Source organism: Pseudomonas sp. 13B_2.1_Bac1 (assembly GCF_025466155.1).
In the GTDB taxonomy this organism is placed as follows: Bacteria; Pseudomonadota; Gammaproteobacteria; order Pseudomonadales; family Pseudomonadaceae; genus Aquipseudomonas; species Aquipseudomonas aylmerensis.
The window spans coordinates 57,582-77,695 of the sequence record NZ_JANLOH010000116.1 but is presented as its reverse complement, the minus strand read 5'-3'; the positions used below and the strand labels follow the sequence as shown (position 1 = coordinate 77,695).

The following is a 20,114-nucleotide window of genomic DNA, read 5'->3' as shown; positions in this document are numbered from 1 at the left end:
CCTCTCGTTAGCGGGAGGCGAATTCTACAGCGTTACACGCTGCTGTCAACACCTCTTTTTCTCCGCTTTCGACCGAGAGGATCGAAACGTTAATAGAGCCAAACAACACTGCCCTACCAACTCCTTCTGGGCCTCGATGAACTGAAGCAAGTCGCTGTCGAATCTCGCGTAACTCTTTGTTTACCAAGGAGTTTTCCGTTTCGACTGCGCCGGAAGTGGGGCGAATTATAGACTTCCAGAATCTGCCGTCAACACCTTTTTTCACATTTCTGTCATATCGGTCAAAAAGCCCCCGAAAACACGAAAGCCGGCCCCAGGGGGCCGGCTTTCTAGTTACCCAGCCTTACAGGCTAGGGAAGGCAAACTGCGACGCTTCATGACTGGCGCGCTGCGGCCAACGCTGGGTAATCGCCTTGCGACGGGTATAGAAGCGCACACCGTCCGGCCCATAGGCATGCAAGTCGCCAAACAGCGAACGCTTCCAGCCACCAAAGCTGTGATACGCCACCGGCACCGGCAATGGAACGTTCACGCCGACCATACCCACTTCAATCTCGTCACAGAACAGCCGGGCCGCTTCACCGTCACGGGTGAAGATGCACGTGCCATTACCGTATTCGTGATCGTTGATCAGTTGCATCGCCGCTTCCAGGCTGCTCACCCGGACCACGCACAGCACCGGCCCGAAGATCTCTTCCTTATAGATACGCATCTCAGGCGTCACGCGGTCGAACAGGCTACCACCCAGGAAGAAGCCCTCTTCATGCCCGGCAACACTCAAACCACGCCCGTCGACCACCAGCTCAGCGCCCGACGCCACGCCGTCTTCTATATAGCCACTGACTTTATCCCGTGCCTGCCCCGTCACCAACGGCCCCATATCCAGGCCGCAGGACGTGCCCGCACCAATCTTCAGCGCCTTGACCTGCGGTACCAGCTTGGCGATCAACGCATCCGCCACCTGATCACCCACGCACACCGCCACCGAGATCGCCATGCAACGCTCGCCACACGAACCATAGGCCGCGCCCATCAACGCGCTGACCGCGTTATCCAGGTCCGCATCCGGCATCAACACCGCATGGTTCTTCGCGCCGCCCAGGGCTTGGACGCGCTTGCCGCGCTTGGTCGCCTCGGCATAGATGTATTCGGCAATCGGCGTCGAACCGACAAAGCTCAGCGCCTTGACTTCCGGTGCCTCGATCAACGCATCCACCGCGCCCTTGTCGCCGTGCACCACGCTCAGCACGCCTTTGGGCAAACCGGCTTCCTGCAGCAGTTGTGCAATCAGCAGCGTCGAACTCGGGTCGCGCTCAGACGGCTTGAGGATGAAACAGTTACCGCAGACGATCGCCAGTGGGTACATCCACAGCGGCACCATCGCCGGGAAGTTGAACGGGGTGATGCCCGCCACCACACCCAACGGCTGGAAGTCCGACCACGCATCAATGTTTGGCCCAACGTTGCGGCTGTACTCACCCTTGAGAATCTCCGGCGCCGAGCACGCGTACTCAACGTTCTCGATTCCGCGCTTGAGCTCGCCGGCAGCATCTTCCAGCGTCTTGCCGTGCTCTTCACTGATCAACTGCGAGATGCGTGCTTCATTCTGCTCCAGCAATTGCTTGAAACGGAACATCACCTGGGCGCGCTTGGCCGGCGGGGTATTACGCCAGGCTGGAAACGCCGCCTTGGCCGAGTCGATCGCCTGTTGAATGGTTTCACGGCTGGCCAACGGCACCTGGTGAATGACCTGGCCGGTGGATGGGTTGTAGACGTCGGCACTTCGACCGCTGTCGTTGACCAACTCACCGTTGATCAAATGCTGGATAAGGCTCATGCAGGGCTCCTGAAAAGTTGTTCTATATAGAAGGAGAAATCAGTCGATCTTGTTCAGCACTTCGCCGACCGCATCGAACAGACGATCCAGGTCCTGCGGCTTGCTGTTGAAGGTTGGCCCGAACTGCAGGGTGTCACCGCCAAAGCGCACGTAGAAACCGGCCTTCCACAACGCCATGCCGGCCTCGAATGGACGCACGATCGCATCACCGTCACGCGGGGCAATCTGGATCGCACCGGCCAGGCCATAGTTACGAATGTCGATCACGTTCTTGCTGCCCTTCAAGCCGTGCAGCGCATTCTCAAAGTGCGGGGCGACTTCGGCTACGCTCTGCACCAGGTTTTCCTTCTGCAGCAGGTCCAATGCCGCAAGGCCGGCAGCGCAGGCTACCGGGTGAGCCGAGTAGGTGTAGCCGTGAGGGAATTCCACCGCGTACTCAGGCGTCGCCTGGTTCATGAAGGTCTGATAGATCTCGCTGCTGGCAATCACCGCGCCCATCGGGATCGCGCCGTTGGTGACTTGCTTGGCAATGCACATCAGGTCCGGGGTCACACCGAAGCTGTCGGCGCCGAACATCGAGCCGGTACGGCCGAAACCGGTGATCACTTCGTCGAACACCAACAGGATGTTGTGCTGGTCGCAAATCTCACGCAGACGCTTGAGGTAGCCCTGTGGCGGTACCAGCACGCCGGCGGAACCGGCCATCGGCTCGACAAACACGGCGGCGATGTTCGACGCGTCATGCAATTCGATCAGTTTGAGCAGCTCATCGGCCAAGGCAATCCCGCCCTGCTCCGGCATGCCACGCGAGAACGCATTGCTCGCCAGCAAGGTGTGCGGCAGATGGTCAACATCCATCAAGCCCTGGCCAAACAGTTTACGGTTGCCGTTGACGCCGCCCAGGCTGGTACCGGCGATGTTCACCCCGTGGTAACCACGGGCGCGGCCGATCATCTTGGTCTTGGTGGCCTGGCCCTTCAGGCGCCAGTAGGCACGCACCATCTTCACCGCCGTGTCGGCGCACTCGGAACCGGAGTCGGTGAAGAACACGTGGTTGAGGTTGCCCGGGGTCAGATCGGTGATCTTTTCTGCCAGCTGGAAAGACAACGGATGACCGTATTGGAAGCCCGGGGAGTAGTCCAAGGTGCCCAACTGCTTGGCGACGGCTTCCTGGATTTCCTTGCGGGAGTGCCCGGCGCCACAGGTCCACAGGCCCGACAGCGAATCGTAGACCTTGCGGCCCTTGTCATCCGTCAGCCAACTGCCTTCGGCGGCGACGATCAGCCGTGGGTCACGCTGGAAGTTACGGTTGGCGGTGTAGGGCATCCAGTGCGCATCCAACTTCAGTTGGCTGGCCAGGGACGAAGGGGCGTTTTCGGGCATGTTCATCAGCAAAACCTCGCAGGGCAAAAGGCAGCGTCGGGATTGAAAAGCGTTGTTGCAGCTAAATTGCCACGGGGATAAAGTCGGTGAAATCCAACTCTTCTAACCTTCAGTCAGGCCTTTACTAAACTATGAGCAGCCGTCGACCCGATCCTCTGGCCCAAGTCAGCGACTTCGATATTCGCCTGCTGCGCATCTTTCGCAGCGTGGTCGAGTGCGGCGGCTTTTCGGCGGCGGAGACCGTACTCGGTATCGGCCGCTCCGCGATCAGCCAGCAGATGAGCGACCTGGAGCAGCGGCTCGGATTAAGACTCTGTCAGCGCGGCCGCGCCGGTTTTTCCCTTACCGAAGAGGGCCGCGAGGTCTACCAATCGGCGCTGCAGCTATTAAGTGCCCTGGAAAGCTTTCGCACCGAGGTCAACGGCCTGCACCAGCACCTGCGCGGTGAGTTGATCATCGGCCTGACCGACAACCTGGTAACCCTGCCCCACATGCGCATCACGCACGCGTTGGCGCAGTTGAAGGAACGCGGCCCGGACGTGCAGATCCAGATCCGCATGATCGCGCCCAATGAAGTTGAACAAGGTGTACTCGACGGCCGCCTGCACGTCGGCGTGGTGCCCCAGGCCAGCGCCCTCTCCGGCCTCGAATACCAGCCGTTGTACAGTGAACGCTCGTTGCTCTACTGCGCCGTCGGCCACCCGCTGTTCTATGCCGATGACAAGCAACTCGAAGACGCGCGCATCGACACCCAGGACGCCATCGCCCCCACCTTCCGCCTGCCCGCCGAGATCCAGGCCCATTACCAGGCGCTCAACTGCACCGCCAGCGCCTCCGACCGCGAGGGCATGGCGTTCCTGATTCTGACCGGTCGCTACATCGGCTATCTGCCCGACCACTACGCCAGCCTGTGGGTGCAACAAGGCCGACTGCGCGCGCTGAAACCGACTACACGTTTTTACGATTTGAGCCTCGCATCGGTCACGCGCAAGGGACGTCGCCCTCATTTGGTGCTGGAAAGTTTCCTGGAAAGCCTGGCAGCAACGCGCTAACTCGGGGCCTGCGCAAAAAGCTGAGCAGTTGGACAGTTTTTTGCAAGGGTACGAGGACCTTGAACCGTCCGCCTCGAGTTACCCGCCATGCCACCAGAATCCACCAGCCCCAGTGACCTGATCTACGGCCTGAATGACCGACCGAAACCGCTGCCCTCCCTGCTGGCTGCCTTGCAACATGTGTTGGCCGCCTTCGTCGGCATCATCACCCCGCCGCTGATCATCGGGTCCACGCTGGGCCTTACTGCCCACTTGCCCTACCTGATCAGCATGGCTTTGATGGTGTCCGGCGTAGGAACCTTCATCCAGGCCCGCAGGCCATTCGGCATTGGCGCCGGGATGATCTGCCTGCAGGGCACCAGCTTTTCGTTTCTCGGCGCGGTGTTGTCCGCAGGGTTCCTGGTCAAGCAACGTGGCGGCAGCCCGGAAGACATCCTGGCGATGATCTTCGGTGTGTGCTTTTTCGGCGCGGCGGTACAAATCGTGTTGAGTCGTTTCATCGGCCAGTTGCGCCGGGTCATCACCCCGTTGGTCACCGGGATTGTCATCACGCTGATCGGCATCAGCCTGATCAAGGTTGGCATCACGGATTTGGGCGGCGGCTTCAATGCCCCGGACTTCGGCGCCCCGACCAACCTGGCGCTGGGCCTGTTCGTGGTGCTGACGATCATCCTGCTCAATCGCTCCAACACGCCGTGGGTACGCCTCTCGGCCATCATTATCGGGTTGGCCCTCGGCAGCCTGGCGGCATGGTTCAGTGGCAAGCTGGTGCCACACGCCCTGCCCGACTTGCCTCTGGTCAGCCTGCCGATACCGTTTCGCTTCGGCTTCAACTTCGACTGGAGCGCGTTCCTGCCAATCGCGCTGATTTATCTGATCAGCAGTATCGAAACCGTGGGCGACCTCACGGCCAACTGCATGATCGCCCGACAACCCATCAGCGGCCCTGCTTATATAAGCCGGCTTAAAGGCGGCGTGCTCGGCGATGGCGTCAGCTGCATGATCGCCGCCACCTTCAGCGCCTTCCCCAACACCACCTTTGCGCAGAACAACGGCGTGATCCAACTCACTGGCGTGGCCAGCCGTTACGTCGGGCTGTACATCGGCGTGGTGCTGTTCGCCCTGGGCCTGTTCCCGTTGATTGGCGCGGTGCTGCAGCAGATCCCCAAGCCGGTGCTGGGCGGTGCGACCCTGGTGATGTTCGGCAGCGTGGCCGCCGCCGGCGTGCGCATCCTGGCCCAGGCGCCGCTGGACCGGCGCAGCATGCTGATCATCGCCACTTCATTCGGCGTCGGCCTGGGCATTGCCGCCCAACCCAACTTGCTGCACTTGATGCCCGTCCTGGTGCAGAACCTGTTCGACTCGGCCATCACCAGCGGCGGGCTGACGGCGATTGTGTTGTGCCTATTACTGCCGGAAACCAAAGCGACCTCGGTTGCCGCAAACCGCGCGTCGGAAAGCGACAGCCTGGAACCGCTTTGACGGTTTTATTGCATCGGGACTTGTCTGAGGCTTGAGGGTGGGTTATCTGTGCACACGTCGCCATCATCGATCAGCACGGAAACCTCCATGAGCCTCGAAGTTCCTGCCCACAGCAACCCCGCCGGTAAACCCGCCAGCCGCATTCGGCAAAAGAACGAACAAGCGATTCTCCAGGCTGCTGAAGATGAGTTCGCGCGCCATGGCTACAAAGGCACCAGCATGAATACGATTGCCGCGAGCGCCGGGCTGCCCAAGGCCAACCTGCATTACTACTTCACCAATAAACTGGGCCTGTATATCGCGGTGCTCAGCAATATCCTGGAGTTGTGGGACAGCACCTTCAACGCCCTGACCGCCGATGACGACCCGGCTGTAGCCCTCACCCGCTACATTCGCACCAAGATGGAATTCTCGCGGCGCCAACCCCAGGCCTCGCGGATCTTTGCGATGGAGATCATCAGCGGCGGCGAATGCCTGACCGAATATTTCAGCCAGGACTACCGCGCCTGGTTCAGCGGCCGGGCGGCGGTGTTCCAGGCCTGGATGGACGCCGGCAAAATGGACCCGGTCGACCCGGTGCACCTGATCTTCCTGTTGTGGGGCAGCACCCAGCATTACGCCGACTTCGCCACCCAGATCTGCCGTGTCACCGGGCGCACCAAGCTGACCAAGCAAGACATGGAAGACGCCGGGACCAACCTGATCCACATCATTCTCAAAGGCTGTGGCGTCAAGCCGGCCCCCTGAAGACGCGACTTATGCCTTTCACGCTTACCGGCTTTTGCGAGTTTCGCGAAGAAATTCGCAAAAGCCGCTTTATCACCCTCGCCGCACCGATCACCAGCCCGCAGGATGCCCAGGCGTTTTTCGAGCAACACAGCGACTTGAATGCCACGCACAACTGCTGGGCCTGGAAGCTCGCCGATCAATACCGCAGCAATGACGACGGTGAACCTGGCGGCACCGCTGGGCGGCCGATCCTTGCGGCCATCGAGGCACAAGGATTCGATCAGGTCGCCGTGCTGGTGATCCGCTGGTACGGCGGCATCCAACTGGGCACCGGCGGCCTCGCGCGCGCCTATGGCGGCGGCGCGAATAAATGCCTGCAGGCCGCCGAGCGCATCGAGCTGATCAGTCGCGTGCCGCTGAGTTGCGCCTGCAGCTTCTCCGAACTGAACCTGGTCAAGCTGCGCGTCGCCGAACTCGGCGGGCTCGTCGTCGAGGAAAACTTCACCGCCAACGGCGTGGAGCTGCAGCTGGCCCTGGGCGAAACCCAGATCGACACCCTGCAAACCCAGCTCGCCGACTTGAGCCGAGGACGTATCCTGCTGCAACGCTGAAACTGCTACTGTTGTGCACTGAATTCCCTGAACCGCGATTTCAAAGGAAGCCCTTCATGTCTACGCCAAAAACCGCACTGATCATCGGCGCCTCGCGCGGGCTGGGCCTTGGCCTGGTCAAGCAATTGCTCAAGGATGGCTGGGACGTGACCGCCACCGTGCGTGATCCGAACAAGGCCGATGCCCTCAAAGCCGTCGGCCCGGTGCAGATCGAGAAGCTCGACATGGACGATCAACAAGCCGTGATCGCCCTGAACCAGCGCCTCAAGGACCGCACCTTCGACCTGCTGTTCGTCAACGCTGGCGTCAAGGGTCCCGCCAATCAGGAGCCTGGTCATGCCACGCTGGCGGAAGTCGGCCAGCTGTTCTTCACCAACGCCGTGGCGCCGATCAACCTGGCCCAGCGCTTTGTCGGGCAGATCCGCAAGGACAGCGGTGTGCTGGCGTTCATGAGTTCGGTGCTGGGCAGCGTGACCATCCCCGATGGCTCGGACCTGGCGCTGTACAAGGCGAGCAAGGCCGCGCTCAACTCGATGACCAACAGCTTTATCACGCAACTCGGTGACCACAAGCTCACCGTGCTGTCGCTGCATCCGGGCTGGGTGAAGACCGATATGGGCGGCGAAAACGCGCATATCGATGTCGACACCAGCGTGCGCGGCCTGGTGGACCAGGTGAACGCCTACACCGGCAAGGGCGGCCATCACTTCATCGACTACAAAGGCGACACCATCGCCTGGTAACGCCACTCCACTGTGGGAGCGGTTGCCGGCGATGGTCTCAAAAGCAGCGCGTTCCTACAGATAGACCCGAACATAGACTACAAGTAGACTCTGCACCTCGCCCTCACCGGCGACCCTGGATCAGCAGACAGGGCAACACTGAGCTGGCAAACCTGAACCCATCATTCAGAGGAGCCGGCCAATGCCTGCGACCCGTATCTGGTTAAAAAACCCCCTCGCGATTTTCACTGCCAACGGCCTCGACGCCCGTGGCGGCCTGGTGCTGCAGGACGGTGTGATCACCGAGGTGCTGCCCCTGGGCCAAGCCCCCGCACAACCGTGCGCGCAGATGTTCGACGCGCGCGAACACGTGATCCTCCCGGGGCTGATCAACACCCACCACCATTTCTACCAGACCCTGACCCGCGCCTGGGCGCCGGTGGTCAACCAGCCGCTGTTTCCCTGGTTGAAAACCCTGTACCCGGTATGGGCACGGCTGACCCCGGAAAAACTCGCGCTGGCCACTAAAGTTGCACTCGCCGAGCTGCTGCTCTCGGGCTGTACCACGGCGGCCGATCACCACTACCTGTTCCCCGACGGCCTGGAAAATGCCATCGATGTGCAGGTGCAAAGCGTGCGCGAACTGGGCATGCGCGCCATGCTCACCCGCGGCTCCATGAGCCTGGGCGAAGCCGACGGCGGCCTGCCGCCGCAGCAGACGGTGCAACAAGGCCAAGTGATCCTTGACGACAGCCAACGCCTGATCCGCGAATACCACCAGCGGGGCGACGGCGCCCAGATCCAGATTGCCCTGGCGCCCTGCTCGCCGTTTTCCGTCACGCCGGAAATCATGCGCGCCAGCGCCGAACTGGCCGACCAACTCGATGTGCGCCTGCACACCCACTTGGCGGAAACCCTCGATGAAGAAGACTTCTGCCTGCAGCGTTTCGGCCTGCGCACGGTGGACTACCTCGACAGTGTCGGCTGGCTCGGCCCGCGCACCTGGCTGGCCCATGGTATTCACTTCAACCCGGATGAAATCGCACGCCTGGGAGCGGCCGGCACCGGCATCTGCCACTGCCCGAGTTCGAACATGCGCCTGGCGTCCGGCATCTGTCCGACCCTGGACCTGCTCGCCGCCGGCGCGCCTATCGGCCTGGGCGTGGATGGCTCGGCCTCCAATGATGCCTCGAACATGATCCTCGAGACCCGCCAGGCCCTGTACATCCAGCGTCTGCGTTATGGTGCCGAGAAGATCACGCCAGAAGGCGTACTGGGCTGGGCGACCAAGGGTTCGGCGCAGCTGCTGGGGCGCACGGATATCGGCGAGTTGGCCGTTGGCAAACAGGCCGACCTGGCGCTGTTCAAGCTCGATGAGCTGCGCTTCTCCGGCAGCCACGACCCGATTTCCGCCCTGCTGCTGTGCGGTGCGGACCGTGCGGACCGGGTGATGATCGGCGGCCAGTGGCGTGTGATCGACGGACAGGTTGAAGGCCTGGATCTCAAAGGCTTGATTGCCGATCACAGCCAGGCGGCGCGTGAACTGATCAATCCGAATTAAAGGAAGAAACGCCATCAAAATGTGGGAGCGGGCTTGCTCGCGAATGCAGTAGATCAGTCAGCTAATGCATCGACTGACACACCGCCTTCGCGAGCAAGCCCGCTCCCACACTGGTTTCCAGGGTGCTCTGTAGAACCGGTTACAAACCCAGCAACGACAGCATGATAAACGTCGCAAACAGCACAAAGTGGGTCATCCCTTCGATAGCGTTGGTTTCGCCATCGTTGAGGTTGATCGCGCTGACGATCAGCGTGATAAACACCATCACCGTCTGCACCGGCGTCATCGCCATCTGGAACGGCTGGCCGGTGTAGAGCGCCATGGCCTCCATCACCGGCACCGTCAGGATCACCGTCGACAAAGATGCACCCAACGCGATGTTGACCACCGATTGCATGCGGTTGGCCAGGGCGGCGCGCAAGGCCGTGAGGATTTCCGGTGCCGCTGAAATCGCCGCGACCACAATCGCAGTGATGACCGGCGGTGCTCCCGTACCTTCCAGGCCCAGGTCGAGAGTCTTGGACATCACCTCGGCCAGTGCGCCAATCACAATCACGCCAAACACCAGGGTGCCGATGGAGAACGCCAGGTTCACCGGCGGCGCCTGTTCCTCTTCCGGCAGTTTCTTGCGACGCTTTTCCGGGTAGCTGTAGCTGAAGAAATAACTGTGCGGCCCGACCTGCATTCTCAGGAACAGGGTGTAGAGCACCACCATCGCACCGATGGTGAAGGCCGAGTAGATTTTCCAGTCGGCCTCGGGGATGAATTCCGGCACCACCATCGACACGCCCATGGCGGTGAGGATCATCACGCTGTAGGTACGTGCCGAATCATCGTTGTAGGACTGTTCTCCATGCTTGATGCCGCCCATCAACGCCGCCAGGCCGAGGATGCCGTTGATATCGAGCATCACTGCCGAATAGATGGTGTCGCGCACCAGGGTCGGCGACGGCTCATTGCTCATCATGATCGCCAGGATCACCACTTCCACGAGTACGGCGGCGAGGGTCAGGATCATCGTGCCGTAGGGGTCGCCGACTTTTTCCGCCAACTGCTCGGCATGGTGCGCCACGCGCATCGAGGCCACCACGATAAACGCGATCAGCACCACGCCGGCCAGCAGCGCGACCATCTGCCCGCTGTGCAGCATCCAGTGCTCCAACGGGTAGGCGGCGATGGCGGCAATCAGCGCCAGCAACATGAATTTTTCTTGCTTGAGGGATGTGAGCATTCCGGGCCTTTTAGGACGGCAAATCAGTCATTGATGGGGTACAGACTGCGTCACGCCGCTAACGTTTCGTTACACCTTAGTTCACGCGGCCCTTGCGCGAACCCACCAAAACTCTTCTGCCGGTCAGGTTTTGCCGATTATTTCAGCCATGACCTGTAGAATGCCGCCATTGCACCTGATGAGAATTATAGAAATGTACGATTGGCTCAACGCCCTGCCCAAGGCTGAATTGCACCTGCACCTGGAAGGCTCGCTGGAGCCTGAGCTGCTGTTCGCCCTGGCCGAGCGCAACAAGATCGCGCTGCCGTGGAACGACGTTGAAACCCTGCGCAAGGCCTACGCCTTCAACAACCTGCAAGAGTTTCTCGACCTGTATTACAAGGGCGCCGACGTGCTGCGCACCTCCCAGGATTTCTATGACCTGACCTGGGCCTACCTGCTGCGCTGCAAAGAACAGAACGTGATCCACACCGAACCGTTCTTCGACCCGCAGACCCATACCGACCGTGGCATCCCGTTCGAAGTGGTGCTCAACGGTATCGCCGCGGCCCTCAAAGATGGCGAGCAGCAACTGGGGATCACCAGCGGCTTGATCCTCAGCTTCCTGCGCCACCTGAGCGAAGCCGAGGCCGAGAAAACCCTCGACCAGGCGCTGCCGTTCCGTGACGCGTTCGTGGCCGTGGGCCTGGACAGTTCGGAAATGGGCCACCCGCCGAGCAAGTTCCAGCGCGTGTTCGACCGTGCCCGCCACGAAGGCTTCCTCACTGTCGCCCACGCCGGCGAAGAAGGCCCGCCCGAGTACATCTGGGAAGCCATCGACCTGCTGAAAATCCAGCGTATCGACCATGGCGTGCGCGCCATCGAAGACGAACGCCTGATGCAGCGCATCATCGACGAGCAGATCCCGCTGACCGTCTGCCCGTTGTCCAACACCAAACTGTGCGTGTTCGACGACATGGCGCAGCACAACATCCTCGACATGCTTGAGCGTGGCGTGAAGGTGACGGTGAACTCGGATGATCCGGCGTACTTCGGCGGCTATGTCACCGAGAACTTCCACGCGCTGTACACCTCGCTGGGCATGACCCAGGACCAGGCCAAACGCCTGGCGCAGAACAGCCTGGACGCGCGACTGGTAAAACCCTGACGGCACCGGACGTGGGCTTGCTGGCGAAGGCGGCAGATCAGTCAGACACCGAGTGACTGACACGCCGCCTTTGCGAGCAAGCCCGCTCCAACGGCGACCTCTTCACCTCAAGCCTGCTCCGGCGCGGCGAGCCGAGTGATTTCCGCCAGCCCGGTCTCGCTGACCAGCAAGGCGCGGGACTCGTTGACCGCACGAATCCAGCCCGACTGCACAAACAGTTGTAGCAACCCCGCACCCAACGCCCCTCCCAGGTGCGGTTGATGCTGGCTCCAGTCAAAACAATCGCACACCAGCGGTGACGCCAGCGCCGGCGTGAAAATACCCAGCCTCGCCAAGCGCTGCGCGCCCTTGAATGTGACGTCGGTGCGCTGCTCAGCGCGCTCGATCCACCCTGCGTCGATCATCCGTTGATACAACCCCGCCGCCAGCTCGCCGCCCAGGTGACCATGGCATAACCGTGCGTGGCGCAACGACGCAGGCGCCATCAAGGCCGGCGGCGACGACTCGGGGGCAGAACGCACGGCACTGGCCATGGTCGTCGTGGCCAGGGCATCGATGGCGCTGCTGACGTCCGCTGCCGCCATGCGAAACAGTCGCTGGCCGCGTCGAGCTTCGACCCGCAGCAGGCCGCTGCCGGTCAGCCGTGCCAGGTGTGCAGTGGCGGACGCCGGTGACAGCTCGGCGAGGGAGGCCAGTTCGGCGCAAGACTTGGCCGAGCCGTCCATCAATGCCCATAGCATGGCGGTACGCTTGGGCTCGGCGAGCAAGCTGGCGATCTGACTGATGCAAGGTGCCTGTTCCATCTATCCACTCCCTGTTGAATCATTTATCTGCTGCGGTTGGTGCCGAAGTATAGGTGCGCAAACCCGCGGTTCCGCGATGTCCGACAGCACGGATAGGGACAGGCTCTGAGTGAAATTTCCTGCTTTGATGGAGGCTACTGCGAAGCGCGCGGGCGCTCTGGCCTTTGCGCGGTCAATGTCGCACAGCGAGCCACGAGCATTTCCCGCAGCAGGTTGATGGGTTTACTCAACTGCGCACGGTGCGCGCACAGCAGATTCAGTGGCGTTCGCTCGCCGCGCAGCTCCGGCAGGATCAATCGCAAGCGCCCGGCCAGCACATCGGTGCTCACATCCAGCCATGACTTGTAGGCAATGCCCACGCCAGCCACCGCCCAGCGTCGCACCACGTCGGCGTCGTCGCTGAAGCGATCACCCGAGACCGTCAGGCTGACTTCGCGCTTGCCGTCGTGGAAACTCCAATGGTCGTGGACCCGGCTGCCGAGCATGTACAACAGGCAGTTGTGCTGGGCCAATTGTTCCAGGTGCCGGGGCTCCCCGTGGCGTGCGAGGTAACTGGGCGCGGCACACAGCACTCGGACATTCTCGGGAGCCACGGGCAGCGCAATCAGGCTTGAGTCTTCCGGCTCGCCATAACGCAGGGCAATATCCACCGGCTGGCGGAACAGGTCGGCGATTCGATCACCCAACAATAAACGTACGGTGAGTTGCGGGTGTTCACGCTGGAACTCATCCAGCCACGGCAGCAGCTGGTTGCGGCCGAAATCCGACGGCGCTGACAGTTGCAGCACGCCGCTGACATGGTCCTGGCCGCTGGCCAACAGGCGCCGCCCCTCATCCAGCGCGCCCAACGCGGCGCGCGCGTATTCGAGGAAACCCTCGCCTTCGGCAGTCAGGCGCAGGCTGCGGGTGGACCGGGCCAGCAGGCGCGTGCCCAGTTGCTCTTCAATCCGCTTGAGTGCTGCGCTGGCCACGGCGGGCGACAGGTCCATGACCCGCGCTGCAGCCGAAAGGCTGCCCAGGTCGGCTGCGCGAACAAACAACTGCAAATCGTCAAAACGCAGCATGCATCCCATCCATTATCAAAATTTCGTTGAAACAGACTGCTGTTTTAGCCGCTTTTATCTTCACGGGAAATAGCCAATCATCTGTGCATCCCGTTCATCACGTGTCTGGAGTTGCCATGTCCACTGCCTTTAACGTCATTGCCACGCTGATCGCCAAGCCCGGCCAACAGGCCACCCTGGAAACCCTGCTGCGCGGCCTGCTGGAACCCACCCGCCTGGAAGCCGGTTGCGAGCAATACGACCTGCACCAGGACCTGCAACACCCCGAGACCTTCTACATGCTCGAACGCTGGGCCGATGACGCCGCACTGGCCGACCACGACCAGAGCGCGCACATCCAGAGTTTTCGCGCCAAGGCCGCCGATGTGATCGAACACTTCGAACTCAAGCGCCTGAAATTTCTCGCCTGATCACTGCCCTTTTTCCGGAGCCATCATGAAAGCCATTGCCTACTATGCATCCCTGCCGATCAACGATCCCAGCGCCCTGCAAGACATCGAACTGCCAGCACCGGTCGCCGGTCCACGCGACCTGCTGGTGGAAGTCAAAGCCATCTCGGTCAACCCGGTGGACACCAAGGTGCGCCAGAACGTCGCCCCGGAAAACGGCGACGCCAAGGTGCTGGGCTGGGATGTGGCCGGTGTGGTCAAGGCCGTCGGCAGCGAAGTGACACTGTTCAAGGCCGGCGACAAGGTGTTCTACGCCGGCTCCCTGGTGCGCCCAGGTGGCAACAGCGAGTTGCACACTGTGGACGAGCGCATCGTCGGCCATATGCCCAAGAGCCTGGGTTTTGCCGAGGCCGCCGCGCTGCCCCTGACCGCCATCACCGCCTGGGAACTGCTGTTCGAACGCCTGCAGGTCCGTGAGAGTAAAGAGGACGAGGGCCAGAGCCTGCTGATCGTCGGCGCGGCCGGTGGCGTGGGTTCGATCCTGACCCAGTTGGCCAGCCAATTGACGGCACTGAAAGTCATCGGCACCGCCTCGCGCCCGGAAACCCAGGCCTGGGCCAAGGACCTCGGCGCCGACCTGGTGATCGACCACAGCCAACCGCTGAGCGAAGCGCTGAAAGCCGCCGGCCACCCGCAAGTGACCCACGTTGCCAGCCTGACCCAGACCGACCATCACCTCGAACAACTGGTGGAAGCCCTGCAACCCCAGGGCAAGCTGGCACTGATTGACGATCCCAAGGCGCTGGACGTGAGCACACTCAAGCGCAAGAGCCTGTCGCTGCACTGGGAGTTCATGTACACGCGCTCGATGTTCGAGACCCCGGACATGATCGAGCAGCACAACCTGCTCAACCGCGTGGCCGAGCTGATCGACGCCGGCACCTTGAAAACCACGGTGGGCGAGCACTTCGGCGTGATCAACGCCGAGAACCTGCGCCGCGCCCATGCGCTGCTGGAAAGCGGCAAGGCCAAGGGCAAGATCGTGCTGGAAGGCTTCTAAAAACGGTCTGTCAGCGTCGTCCCTTATTCCTGTAGGTAAGGGACGACGCCGCTAGTCAGAGAGTTGATCTTTGTCATATTTGTGAGCGTATTCGGGTTTATATTGGCCGCCTTTGCCACGATTCTTTTACGTGAGGAAGTCAGCAATGAAAATCCTGATAAAAGCGTTAGCAAAATCCCCAGGCAATAAATGGCAAGTTCGTCTCGACGGCGACGCGTTTACGTTTCGCAGTGAAGCCGAGGCCCGAGCCTTTGCCGACACCCTGCAAGCCCGTATCCAGGCGCCCCACCGTTTTCCGCTCAGCCAGCAACGTTCCGCCGCTGGCTGACCCGCATTTCAGGCCTGCGCCTGCAGGGCCCTCGCCCGTTGCAGGCGCTGGGTCGACATCGCAATCGTCACCGCCAATACACCGCACAAGCTGATGACCATGGCCATCGGCATCGCCGTGCCGTCATGCAACACGCCGACCAACGACGCGGCGCCCGCCGCCACGCCAAACTGGATGCAGCCGAGCAACGCCGAAGCACTGCCCGCCCGGGCGCCCTGCCCGGCCATGGCGCAGGCCGAGGTGTTGGGCAAAATGCAGCCCAGGCTCGCGATGCAGATAAACAGCGGCACCAGCAGCGGCCACAGTGCGTCGGTGCGCAAGGCTGCGATACCCAGCAGCGTCAACGCGGCCAGCATGTAAAGCCAGACCGTGCGCGACAGCAAAAACGCCGGGCCGCGCTTGGCCAGCAGGCGTGCATTCACCTGGGCCATCAGGATAAAGCCGGCAGCGTTGGAACCGAAGACCCAGCCGTAATGCTCGGCGGGCACGCCATACAGCTTGATAGACACGAAAGGCGAACCGGCGATGTAGGCAAACATCCCGGCAATCGAGATGCCGCCGGTCAGCGCATAGCCGAGGTAGACCCGGTCTGACAGCAGCGAACCGTAGCGACGCAGCGATCCAGACAAAGGCTGGCGTGGTTGATGGGCCGGGAACGTCTCGGGCAACCCCACGGCCACGGCGACGGCGGCCATTACGCTGAAGATCGACAGCGCCAGGAAAATCGACTGCCAGCCCCACAAGCCGACCATCAGCCCACCGGCCAACGGCGCGAGGATCGGCGCCAGGCCGGTGACCAGCATCAGTTGGGAAAACACTTTGGCCGAGCCCACCGCATCACATTTGTCGCTGACCACCGCGCGGGAAATCACCATGCCGGCGCAACCGCCGAGGGCCTGCACGAAGCGCGCGCCGATCAGCCATTCCAATGACGGCGCAAAGGCGCAGGCGAAAGAGGCCAGGGTAAACAGGGTCACGCCGCTGAGCAGCGGGCCGCGCCGACCAAAGCGGTCGGCCAGCGGACCGTAGATCAATTGGCCGATGGCCAAGCCGCCGAAATACACCGCCAGGGTCAGCTGGATGTGTTTTTCGTCGGTCGCGAACGCGGTGGCCATGGCTGGAAAGCCCGGCAGATAGAAATCGATCGCCAGCGGCGCGAAGGCGCTCAAGGCACCCAGAATCAGGATTATACGGAGGTTCATCAGGCACCCAAGTGTGTCGGCAGCCCGACAGTCTAGCCGCGCTTGGGTGCATTTAACACGATAGCTCGCTAACTATTTGAGCGGGTCAGGCGAGCTTGGCGCTGTAGCCTTCTTCACTGATCAGGCTGATTACCTGCTCGGCAGACAGACGGCTTTCCACCCCCACTTCCTTCGCCGCCAGGTCGACCTTCACGCTCGCGGCCGGGTCCTCGTTCTGCACCGCCTGGGTGACGGCCCGAACGCAGTGGCCGCAGGTCATTCCTTCAACGCTGAATACTTGCATGACATGACTCCTTTGATGAGGTTGAACCCAGTCTCGACCTTGCCACGATGGCAAGGTCAAGTTCCAGGATGATCTGCCGGGCTGGTATTCGGCGGCGACGTCGGCCAAGCTTCACTCATCTTTGATTCAATCCACGGAGCATTCGCCATGCGCTGGTCTTTTTTTGGCCTTGTCGGCCTGATGAGCTTGTCTGCCATTGCGCCCACGGCCAGTGCCGCAGAAGACTATGCGGTGCTGATCATTTCCCGCGAACGCCTGGAAGTGCCGACCAATTGCGAAATCGGCCTATATATCCAGGACCAGCTGGCAGGCCGGCTGTTCCAGGAGCAATCCACCTCGTTCAACTTGCCCGCCGGCAATGTGTCGCTACGCCTGAAGCTGTTGCCGGGCCAGTCCCCGGGCTGCCTGCCGGGCATGCTCGCGCCACCGGCGCAGAACATCACGCTGAAGGTCGGCGACGTACGTAAATTGCGCATCGCACAGGGCCCGGACGGTATGTACCTCAAGCCTGCCGCACTGGAATATTAAAGGCGCTTGACCTTCCCCACAGGTCAAGGTTGATCCTAGGGGCAACTTCTCCTGGAGGACTGCCCCATGAATGGATCCACCACCTTTGACCTGCCCATCGGCGGCATGACCTGCGCCAGCTGCGCCGGGCGCGTCGAACGCGCGCTGGGCAAAGTGCCGGGGGTGCAAAGCGTCAGCGTCAACCTGGCCAACGAACGCGCGCATGTTGAAGTGCTCGGCCAGATGGACCCGAACGTGTTGATCGCCGCCGTCGACAAGGCCGGCTACAGCGCCAGCCTGCCCCAGAGCGAAGCCGCCACCGAGGTCGACCAGGCCCAGCGCCTGCACCGCGAGCGCTGGTCATTGCTGCTGGCGATCCTGCTGGCGCTGCCGTTGGTGCTGCCGATGCTGGTGGAGCCTTTCGGCCTGCACTGGATGCTGCCGGCCTGGGTGCAGTTCGCGCTGGCGACGCCGGTGCAGTTCATCTTCGGTGCGCGCTTTTATATCGCCGCCTGGAAAGCCGTGCGCGCCGGTGCCGGGAATATGGACTTGCTGGTGGCCATCGGCACCAGCGCCGGCTACGGCCTGAGCATTTATGAGTGGCTCACCGCACCGGCCGGCAGCATGCCCCATTTGTACTTCGAGGCCTCGGCCGTGGTGATTGCCCTGGTGTTGCTCGGCAAATACCTGGAAAGCCGCGCCAAACGCCAGACCGCCAGCGCCATCCGCGCCCTCGAAGCGCTGCGCCCGGAGCGCGCAATTCGCGTGGTCGATGGCCGCGAGGAAGACGTCGCGATCAACGCGTTGAGGCGCGGCGACCTGGTGCTGGTCAAGCCCGGCGAACGCTTCCCGGTGGACGGTGAAGTGGTCGACGGCCAAAGCCACGCCGACGAAGCGCTGATCAGTGGCGAGAGCCTGCCGGTGCCAAAGCAGCCGGGCGACTCGGTCACCGGCGGCGCCATCAACGGCGAAGGCCGCCTGCTGGTGCGCACCCTCGCCTTGGGTGCGGAAAGCGTGCTGGCACGCATCATCCGCCTGGTGGAAGACGCCCAGGCCGCCAAGGCTCCGATCCAGAAGCTGGTGGATAAAGTCAGCCAAGTGTTCGTGCCGGCGGTGCTGGTGCTGGCGTTGATCACGCTGGTGGGCTGGTGGCTGTACGGCGCCTCCCTGGAGACGGCAATCATCAACGCGGTGGCGGTGCTGGTGATCGCCTGTCCGTGCGCCCTGGGCCTGGCCACACCGACGGCGATCATGGCCGGCACCGGCGTCGCCGCGCGCTATGGCATCCTGATCAAGGACGCCGAAGCCCTCGAGCGTGCGCACGCTGTGAGCGCCGTGGTATTCGACAAGACCGGCACCCTCACCTCCGGCACGCCAAGAATTGCGCACCTGGCGGCGGTGGATGGCGACGAAGCATCATTGCTGCAGCACGCCGGTGCCTTGCAGCGCGGCAGTGAACATCCGCTGGCCAAGGCGGTGCTGGATGCCTGCCGCGAGCGAGGGCTGGATGTCGCCGATGTGAGCGCCAGCCAAGCCCTGACCGGGCGCGGCATTGCCGGCACCCTGGCGGGCCGGCAACTGGCGCTGGGTAACCGTCGGCTGCTGGAAGAAAGCGGTTTGAACGCCGGTGAACTGTCCGGCTCCGCCACCGCCTGGGAAGCCGAAGGCCGGACCTTGTCCTGGCTGATCGAGCAAGGCCCGCAACCGCGTGTGCTCGGGCTGTTTGCCTTTGGCGATACCCTCAAGCCGGGGGCGCTTGCCGCCGTGCAGCAACTCAAGGCGCAGCAGATCAGCAGTCATCTGCTCACCGGTGACAATCGCGGCAGCGCCCGCGTGGTTGCGCAGGCGCTGGGCATCGAGGATGTGCACGCTGAAGTGCTGCCCGCCGAAAAAGCTGCCACCGTCGCCGAGTTGAAAAAAACCGGCGTGGTGGCGATGGTCGGCGACGGCATCAACGATGCCCCGGCCCTCGCGGCTGCCGACATTGGCATCGCCATGGGCGGCGGCACCGACGTGGCGATGCATGCGGCGGGTATCACCTTGATGCGCGGCGACCCACGCCTGGTGCCTGCCGCCCTGGAGATCAGCCGCAAGACCTACGCAAAGATCCGCCAGAACCTGTTCTGGGCCTTTGTGTATAACTTGATCGGCATTCCGCTGGCGGCGTTCGGCCTGCTCAACCCGGTGCTCGCGGGCGCGGCCATGGCCTTGTCCAGCGTCAGCGTGGTCAGCAATGCCTTACTGTTGAAAACCTGGAAACCCAAGGACCTGGAGGATCAACGCCCATGAACATCGGCCAAGCCGCCCGCCAGAGCGGGCTGAGCGCCAAGATGATTCGCTACTACGAATCCATCGGTCTGTTGAAAGCCGCCCACCGCACCGACAGCGGCTACCGCGTCTACAGCGGCGAAGATTTGCACACACTGGCGTTTATCAAACGCTCACGGGACCTGGGGTTTTCCCTGGAGGAAGTTGGCAAGTTGCTGGCCCTGTGGCAAGACCGCCAACGCGCGAGCGCGGACGTGAAAGCCCTGGCGCGCCAGCACATCGATGAGCTCAATCAGAAGATTCTGGAGTTGGGGCAACTGCGCGATACGCTGCAGGACCTGGTGGAACATTGCCAGGGCGATCATCGGCCGGATTGTCCGATTCTCAAGGAGTTGGCTTCGGGCAGTTGCTGCGCCTGATTGCGCTTTACCCGCCCCAGACAGAACAAAATGTGG

At 62.2% G+C, this 20,114-nt stretch carries 20 protein-coding genes; 13 read left to right on the top strand and 7 right to left on the bottom strand.

Features of this window, described 5'->3' with window-relative positions; translation table 11 throughout:
- Positions 1–343 precede the first annotated feature (343 nt).
- Together NTD80_RS31220 and NTD80_RS31215 are read right to left on the bottom strand one after the other, a co-directional pair.
- Positions 344–1,837 carry a CoA-acylating methylmalonate-semialdehyde dehydrogenase gene (locus NTD80_RS31220; RefSeq protein ID WP_065900387.1) on the bottom strand — a complete coding sequence of 498 codons (1,494 nt, stop codon included), beginning with the start codon at positions 1,835–1,837 and terminating at the stop codon, positions 344–346.
- A 39-nt stretch (positions 1,838–1,876) separates the two neighbouring features.
- Complete coding sequence (locus NTD80_RS31215) at positions 1,877–3,226, bottom strand: aspartate aminotransferase family protein (protein ID WP_262135945.1); 1,350 nt, start codon at positions 3,224–3,226, stop codon at positions 1,877–1,879.
- 125 nt (positions 3,227–3,351) lie between these two features.
- On the opposite strand from NTD80_RS31215, the gene NTD80_RS31210 reads away from it, so the two are divergent.
- The 6 genes from NTD80_RS31210 to NTD80_RS31185 all read left to right on the top strand — a co-directional run bounded on the left by NTD80_RS31210 (position 3,352) and on the right by NTD80_RS31185 (position 9,377).
- Positions 3,352–4,272: a LysR family transcriptional regulator gene (locus tag NTD80_RS31210; protein WP_262135944.1), complete on the top strand. Its 921-nt coding sequence runs from the start codon at positions 3,352–3,354 to the stop codon at positions 4,270–4,272.
- Positions 4,273–4,359: 87 nt separating this feature from the next.
- On the top strand, positions 4,360–5,754 hold the full coding sequence (locus NTD80_RS31205) for a uracil-xanthine permease family protein (protein WP_262135943.1): 1,395 nt from the start codon (positions 4,360–4,362) through the stop codon (positions 5,752–5,754).
- Positions 5,755–5,841: 87 nt separating this feature from the next.
- On the top strand, positions 5,842–6,501 hold the full coding sequence (locus NTD80_RS31200; RefSeq protein ID WP_065900379.1) for a TetR/AcrR family transcriptional regulator: 660 nt from the start codon (positions 5,842–5,844) through the stop codon (positions 6,499–6,501).
- Between the two features lie 11 nt (positions 6,502–6,512).
- Positions 6,513–7,094 carry an IMPACT family protein gene (locus NTD80_RS31195; RefSeq protein ID WP_262135942.1) on the top strand — a complete coding sequence of 194 codons (582 nt, stop codon included), beginning with the start codon at positions 6,513–6,515 and terminating at the stop codon, positions 7,092–7,094.
- 56 nt (positions 7,095–7,150) lie between these two features.
- A complete protein-coding gene (locus tag NTD80_RS31190) occupies positions 7,151–7,837 on the top strand; it encodes an SDR family oxidoreductase (RefSeq protein WP_106805252.1) in 687 nt (228 codons plus the stop codon).
- A 181-nt stretch (positions 7,838–8,018) separates the two neighbouring features.
- Positions 8,019–9,377 (top strand): 8-oxoguanine deaminase, encoded by a 1,359-nt coding sequence (locus NTD80_RS31185; protein WP_262135941.1) that lies wholly within the window; start codon positions 8,019–8,021, stop codon positions 9,375–9,377.
- Positions 9,378–9,516: 139 nt separating this feature from the next.
- On the opposite strand, the gene NTD80_RS31180 is transcribed toward NTD80_RS31185, so the two are convergent.
- Positions 9,517–10,608, bottom strand: a complete 1,092-nt coding sequence (locus tag NTD80_RS31180; RefSeq protein WP_065900373.1) for a calcium:proton antiporter — start codon at positions 10,606–10,608, stop codon at positions 9,517–9,519.
- A gap of 193 nt (positions 10,609–10,801) precedes the next feature.
- Between NTD80_RS31180 and NTD80_RS31175 the strand changes: the two genes are divergently transcribed.
- Complete coding sequence (locus NTD80_RS31175) at positions 10,802–11,755, top strand: adenosine deaminase (protein WP_012722045.1); 954 nt, start codon at positions 10,802–10,804, stop codon at positions 11,753–11,755.
- Positions 11,756–11,862: 107 nt separating this feature from the next.
- Here the strand turns inward: NTD80_RS31175 and NTD80_RS31170 are convergent, their stop codons facing one another.
- Both NTD80_RS31170 and NTD80_RS31165 read right to left on the bottom strand, forming a co-directional pair.
- A complete protein-coding gene (locus tag NTD80_RS31170; protein ID WP_262135940.1) occupies positions 11,863–12,558 on the bottom strand; it encodes an ArsR/SmtB family transcription factor in 696 nt (231 codons plus the stop codon).
- A gap of 134 nt (positions 12,559–12,692) precedes the next feature.
- Positions 12,693–13,622 (bottom strand): LysR family transcriptional regulator, encoded by a 930-nt coding sequence (locus NTD80_RS31165; protein WP_065900369.1) that lies wholly within the window; start codon positions 13,620–13,622, stop codon positions 12,693–12,695.
- Positions 13,623–13,738: 116 nt separating this feature from the next.
- Between NTD80_RS31165 and NTD80_RS31160 the strand changes: the two genes are divergently transcribed.
- The 3 genes from NTD80_RS31160 (at position 13,739) to NTD80_RS31150 (ending at position 15,399) form a co-directional block, all read left to right on the top strand.
- Positions 13,739–14,032 carry a putative quinol monooxygenase gene (locus tag NTD80_RS31160; protein ID WP_065900367.1) on the top strand — a complete coding sequence of 98 codons (294 nt, stop codon included), beginning with the start codon at positions 13,739–13,741 and terminating at the stop codon, positions 14,030–14,032.
- A 25-nt stretch (positions 14,033–14,057) separates the two neighbouring features.
- On the top strand, positions 14,058–15,071 hold the full coding sequence (locus NTD80_RS31155; RefSeq protein ID WP_065900365.1) for a zinc-binding alcohol dehydrogenase family protein: 1,014 nt from the start codon (positions 14,058–14,060) through the stop codon (positions 15,069–15,071).
- Positions 15,072–15,216: 145 nt separating this feature from the next.
- A complete protein-coding gene (locus NTD80_RS31150; protein WP_027607955.1) occupies positions 15,217–15,399 on the top strand; it encodes a hypothetical protein in 183 nt (60 codons plus the stop codon).
- Between the two features lie 8 nt (positions 15,400–15,407).
- On the opposite strand, the gene NTD80_RS31145 is transcribed toward NTD80_RS31150, so the two are convergent.
- Complete coding sequence (locus NTD80_RS31145) at positions 15,408–16,601, bottom strand: multidrug effflux MFS transporter (RefSeq protein WP_262135939.1); 1,194 nt, start codon at positions 16,599–16,601, stop codon at positions 15,408–15,410.
- Positions 16,602–16,686: 85 nt separating this feature from the next.
- Entirely contained in the window at positions 16,687–16,884 is a 198-nt protein-coding gene (locus NTD80_RS31140; protein ID WP_106805256.1) for a heavy-metal-associated domain-containing protein, read from the bottom strand.
- Positions 16,885–17,031: 147 nt separating this feature from the next.
- On the opposite strand from NTD80_RS31140, the gene NTD80_RS31135 reads away from it, so the two are divergent.
- The 3 genes from NTD80_RS31135 (at position 17,032) to cueR (ending at position 20,078) form a co-directional block, all read left to right on the top strand.
- Positions 17,032–17,412 carry a hypothetical protein gene (locus NTD80_RS31135; RefSeq protein ID WP_065900357.1) on the top strand — a complete coding sequence of 127 codons (381 nt, stop codon included), beginning with the start codon at positions 17,032–17,034 and terminating at the stop codon, positions 17,410–17,412.
- A 66-nt stretch (positions 17,413–17,478) separates the two neighbouring features.
- Positions 17,479–19,680, top strand: a complete 2,202-nt coding sequence (locus tag NTD80_RS31130; RefSeq protein WP_262135938.1) for a heavy metal translocating P-type ATPase — start codon at positions 17,479–17,481, stop codon at positions 19,678–19,680.
- On the top strand, positions 19,677–20,078 hold the full coding sequence (gene cueR, locus NTD80_RS31125; protein WP_262135937.1) for a Cu(I)-responsive transcriptional regulator: 402 nt from the start codon (positions 19,677–19,679) through the stop codon (positions 20,076–20,078). The genes NTD80_RS31130 and cueR overlap by 4 nt, the downstream gene beginning before the upstream one ends.
- The last annotated feature ends 36 nt before the right edge of the window (positions 20,079–20,114 follow it).

Coding starts and splice junctions, on each gene's coding strand:
- NTD80_RS31220 (WP_065900387.1), bottom strand. CDS start 1,837: ATGAGCCTTATCCAGCATTTGATCAACGGTGAGTTGGTCAACGACAGC.
- NTD80_RS31215 (WP_262135945.1), bottom strand. CDS start 3,226: ATGAACATGCCCGAAAACGCCCCTTCGTCCCTGGCCAGCCAACTGAAG.
- NTD80_RS31210 (WP_262135944.1), top strand. CDS start 3,352: ATGAGCAGCCGTCGACCCGATCCTCTGGCCCAAGTCAGCGACTTCGAT.
- NTD80_RS31205 (WP_262135943.1), top strand. CDS start 4,360: ATGCCACCAGAATCCACCAGCCCCAGTGACCTGATCTACGGCCTGAAT.
- NTD80_RS31200 (WP_065900379.1), top strand. CDS start 5,842: ATGAGCCTCGAAGTTCCTGCCCACAGCAACCCCGCCGGTAAACCCGCC.
- NTD80_RS31195 (WP_262135942.1), top strand. CDS start 6,513: ATGCCTTTCACGCTTACCGGCTTTTGCGAGTTTCGCGAAGAAATTCGC.
- NTD80_RS31190 (WP_106805252.1), top strand. CDS start 7,151: ATGTCTACGCCAAAAACCGCACTGATCATCGGCGCCTCGCGCGGGCTG.
- NTD80_RS31185 (WP_262135941.1), top strand. CDS start 8,019: ATGCCTGCGACCCGTATCTGGTTAAAAAACCCCCTCGCGATTTTCACT.
- NTD80_RS31180 (WP_065900373.1), bottom strand. CDS start 10,608: ATGCTCACATCCCTCAAGCAAGAAAAATTCATGTTGCTGGCGCTGATT.
- NTD80_RS31175 (WP_012722045.1), top strand. CDS start 10,802: ATGTACGATTGGCTCAACGCCCTGCCCAAGGCTGAATTGCACCTGCAC.
- NTD80_RS31170 (WP_262135940.1), bottom strand. CDS start 12,558: ATGGAACAGGCACCTTGCATCAGTCAGATCGCCAGCTTGCTCGCCGAG.
- NTD80_RS31165 (WP_065900369.1), bottom strand. CDS start 13,622: ATGCTGCGTTTTGACGATTTGCAGTTGTTTGTTCGCGCAGCCGACCTG.
- NTD80_RS31160 (WP_065900367.1), top strand. CDS start 13,739: ATGTCCACTGCCTTTAACGTCATTGCCACGCTGATCGCCAAGCCCGGC.
- NTD80_RS31155 (WP_065900365.1), top strand. CDS start 14,058: ATGAAAGCCATTGCCTACTATGCATCCCTGCCGATCAACGATCCCAGC.
- NTD80_RS31150 (WP_027607955.1), top strand. CDS start 15,217: ATGAAAATCCTGATAAAAGCGTTAGCAAAATCCCCAGGCAATAAATGG.
- NTD80_RS31145 (WP_262135939.1), bottom strand. CDS start 16,601: ATGAACCTCCGTATAATCCTGATTCTGGGTGCCTTGAGCGCCTTCGCG.
- NTD80_RS31140 (WP_106805256.1), bottom strand. CDS start 16,884: ATGCAAGTATTCAGCGTTGAAGGAATGACCTGCGGCCACTGCGTTCGG.
- NTD80_RS31135 (WP_065900357.1), top strand. CDS start 17,032: ATGCGCTGGTCTTTTTTTGGCCTTGTCGGCCTGATGAGCTTGTCTGCC.
- NTD80_RS31130 (WP_262135938.1), top strand. CDS start 17,479: ATGAATGGATCCACCACCTTTGACCTGCCCATCGGCGGCATGACCTGC.
- cueR (WP_262135937.1), top strand. CDS start 19,677: ATGAACATCGGCCAAGCCGCCCGCCAGAGCGGGCTGAGCGCCAAGATG.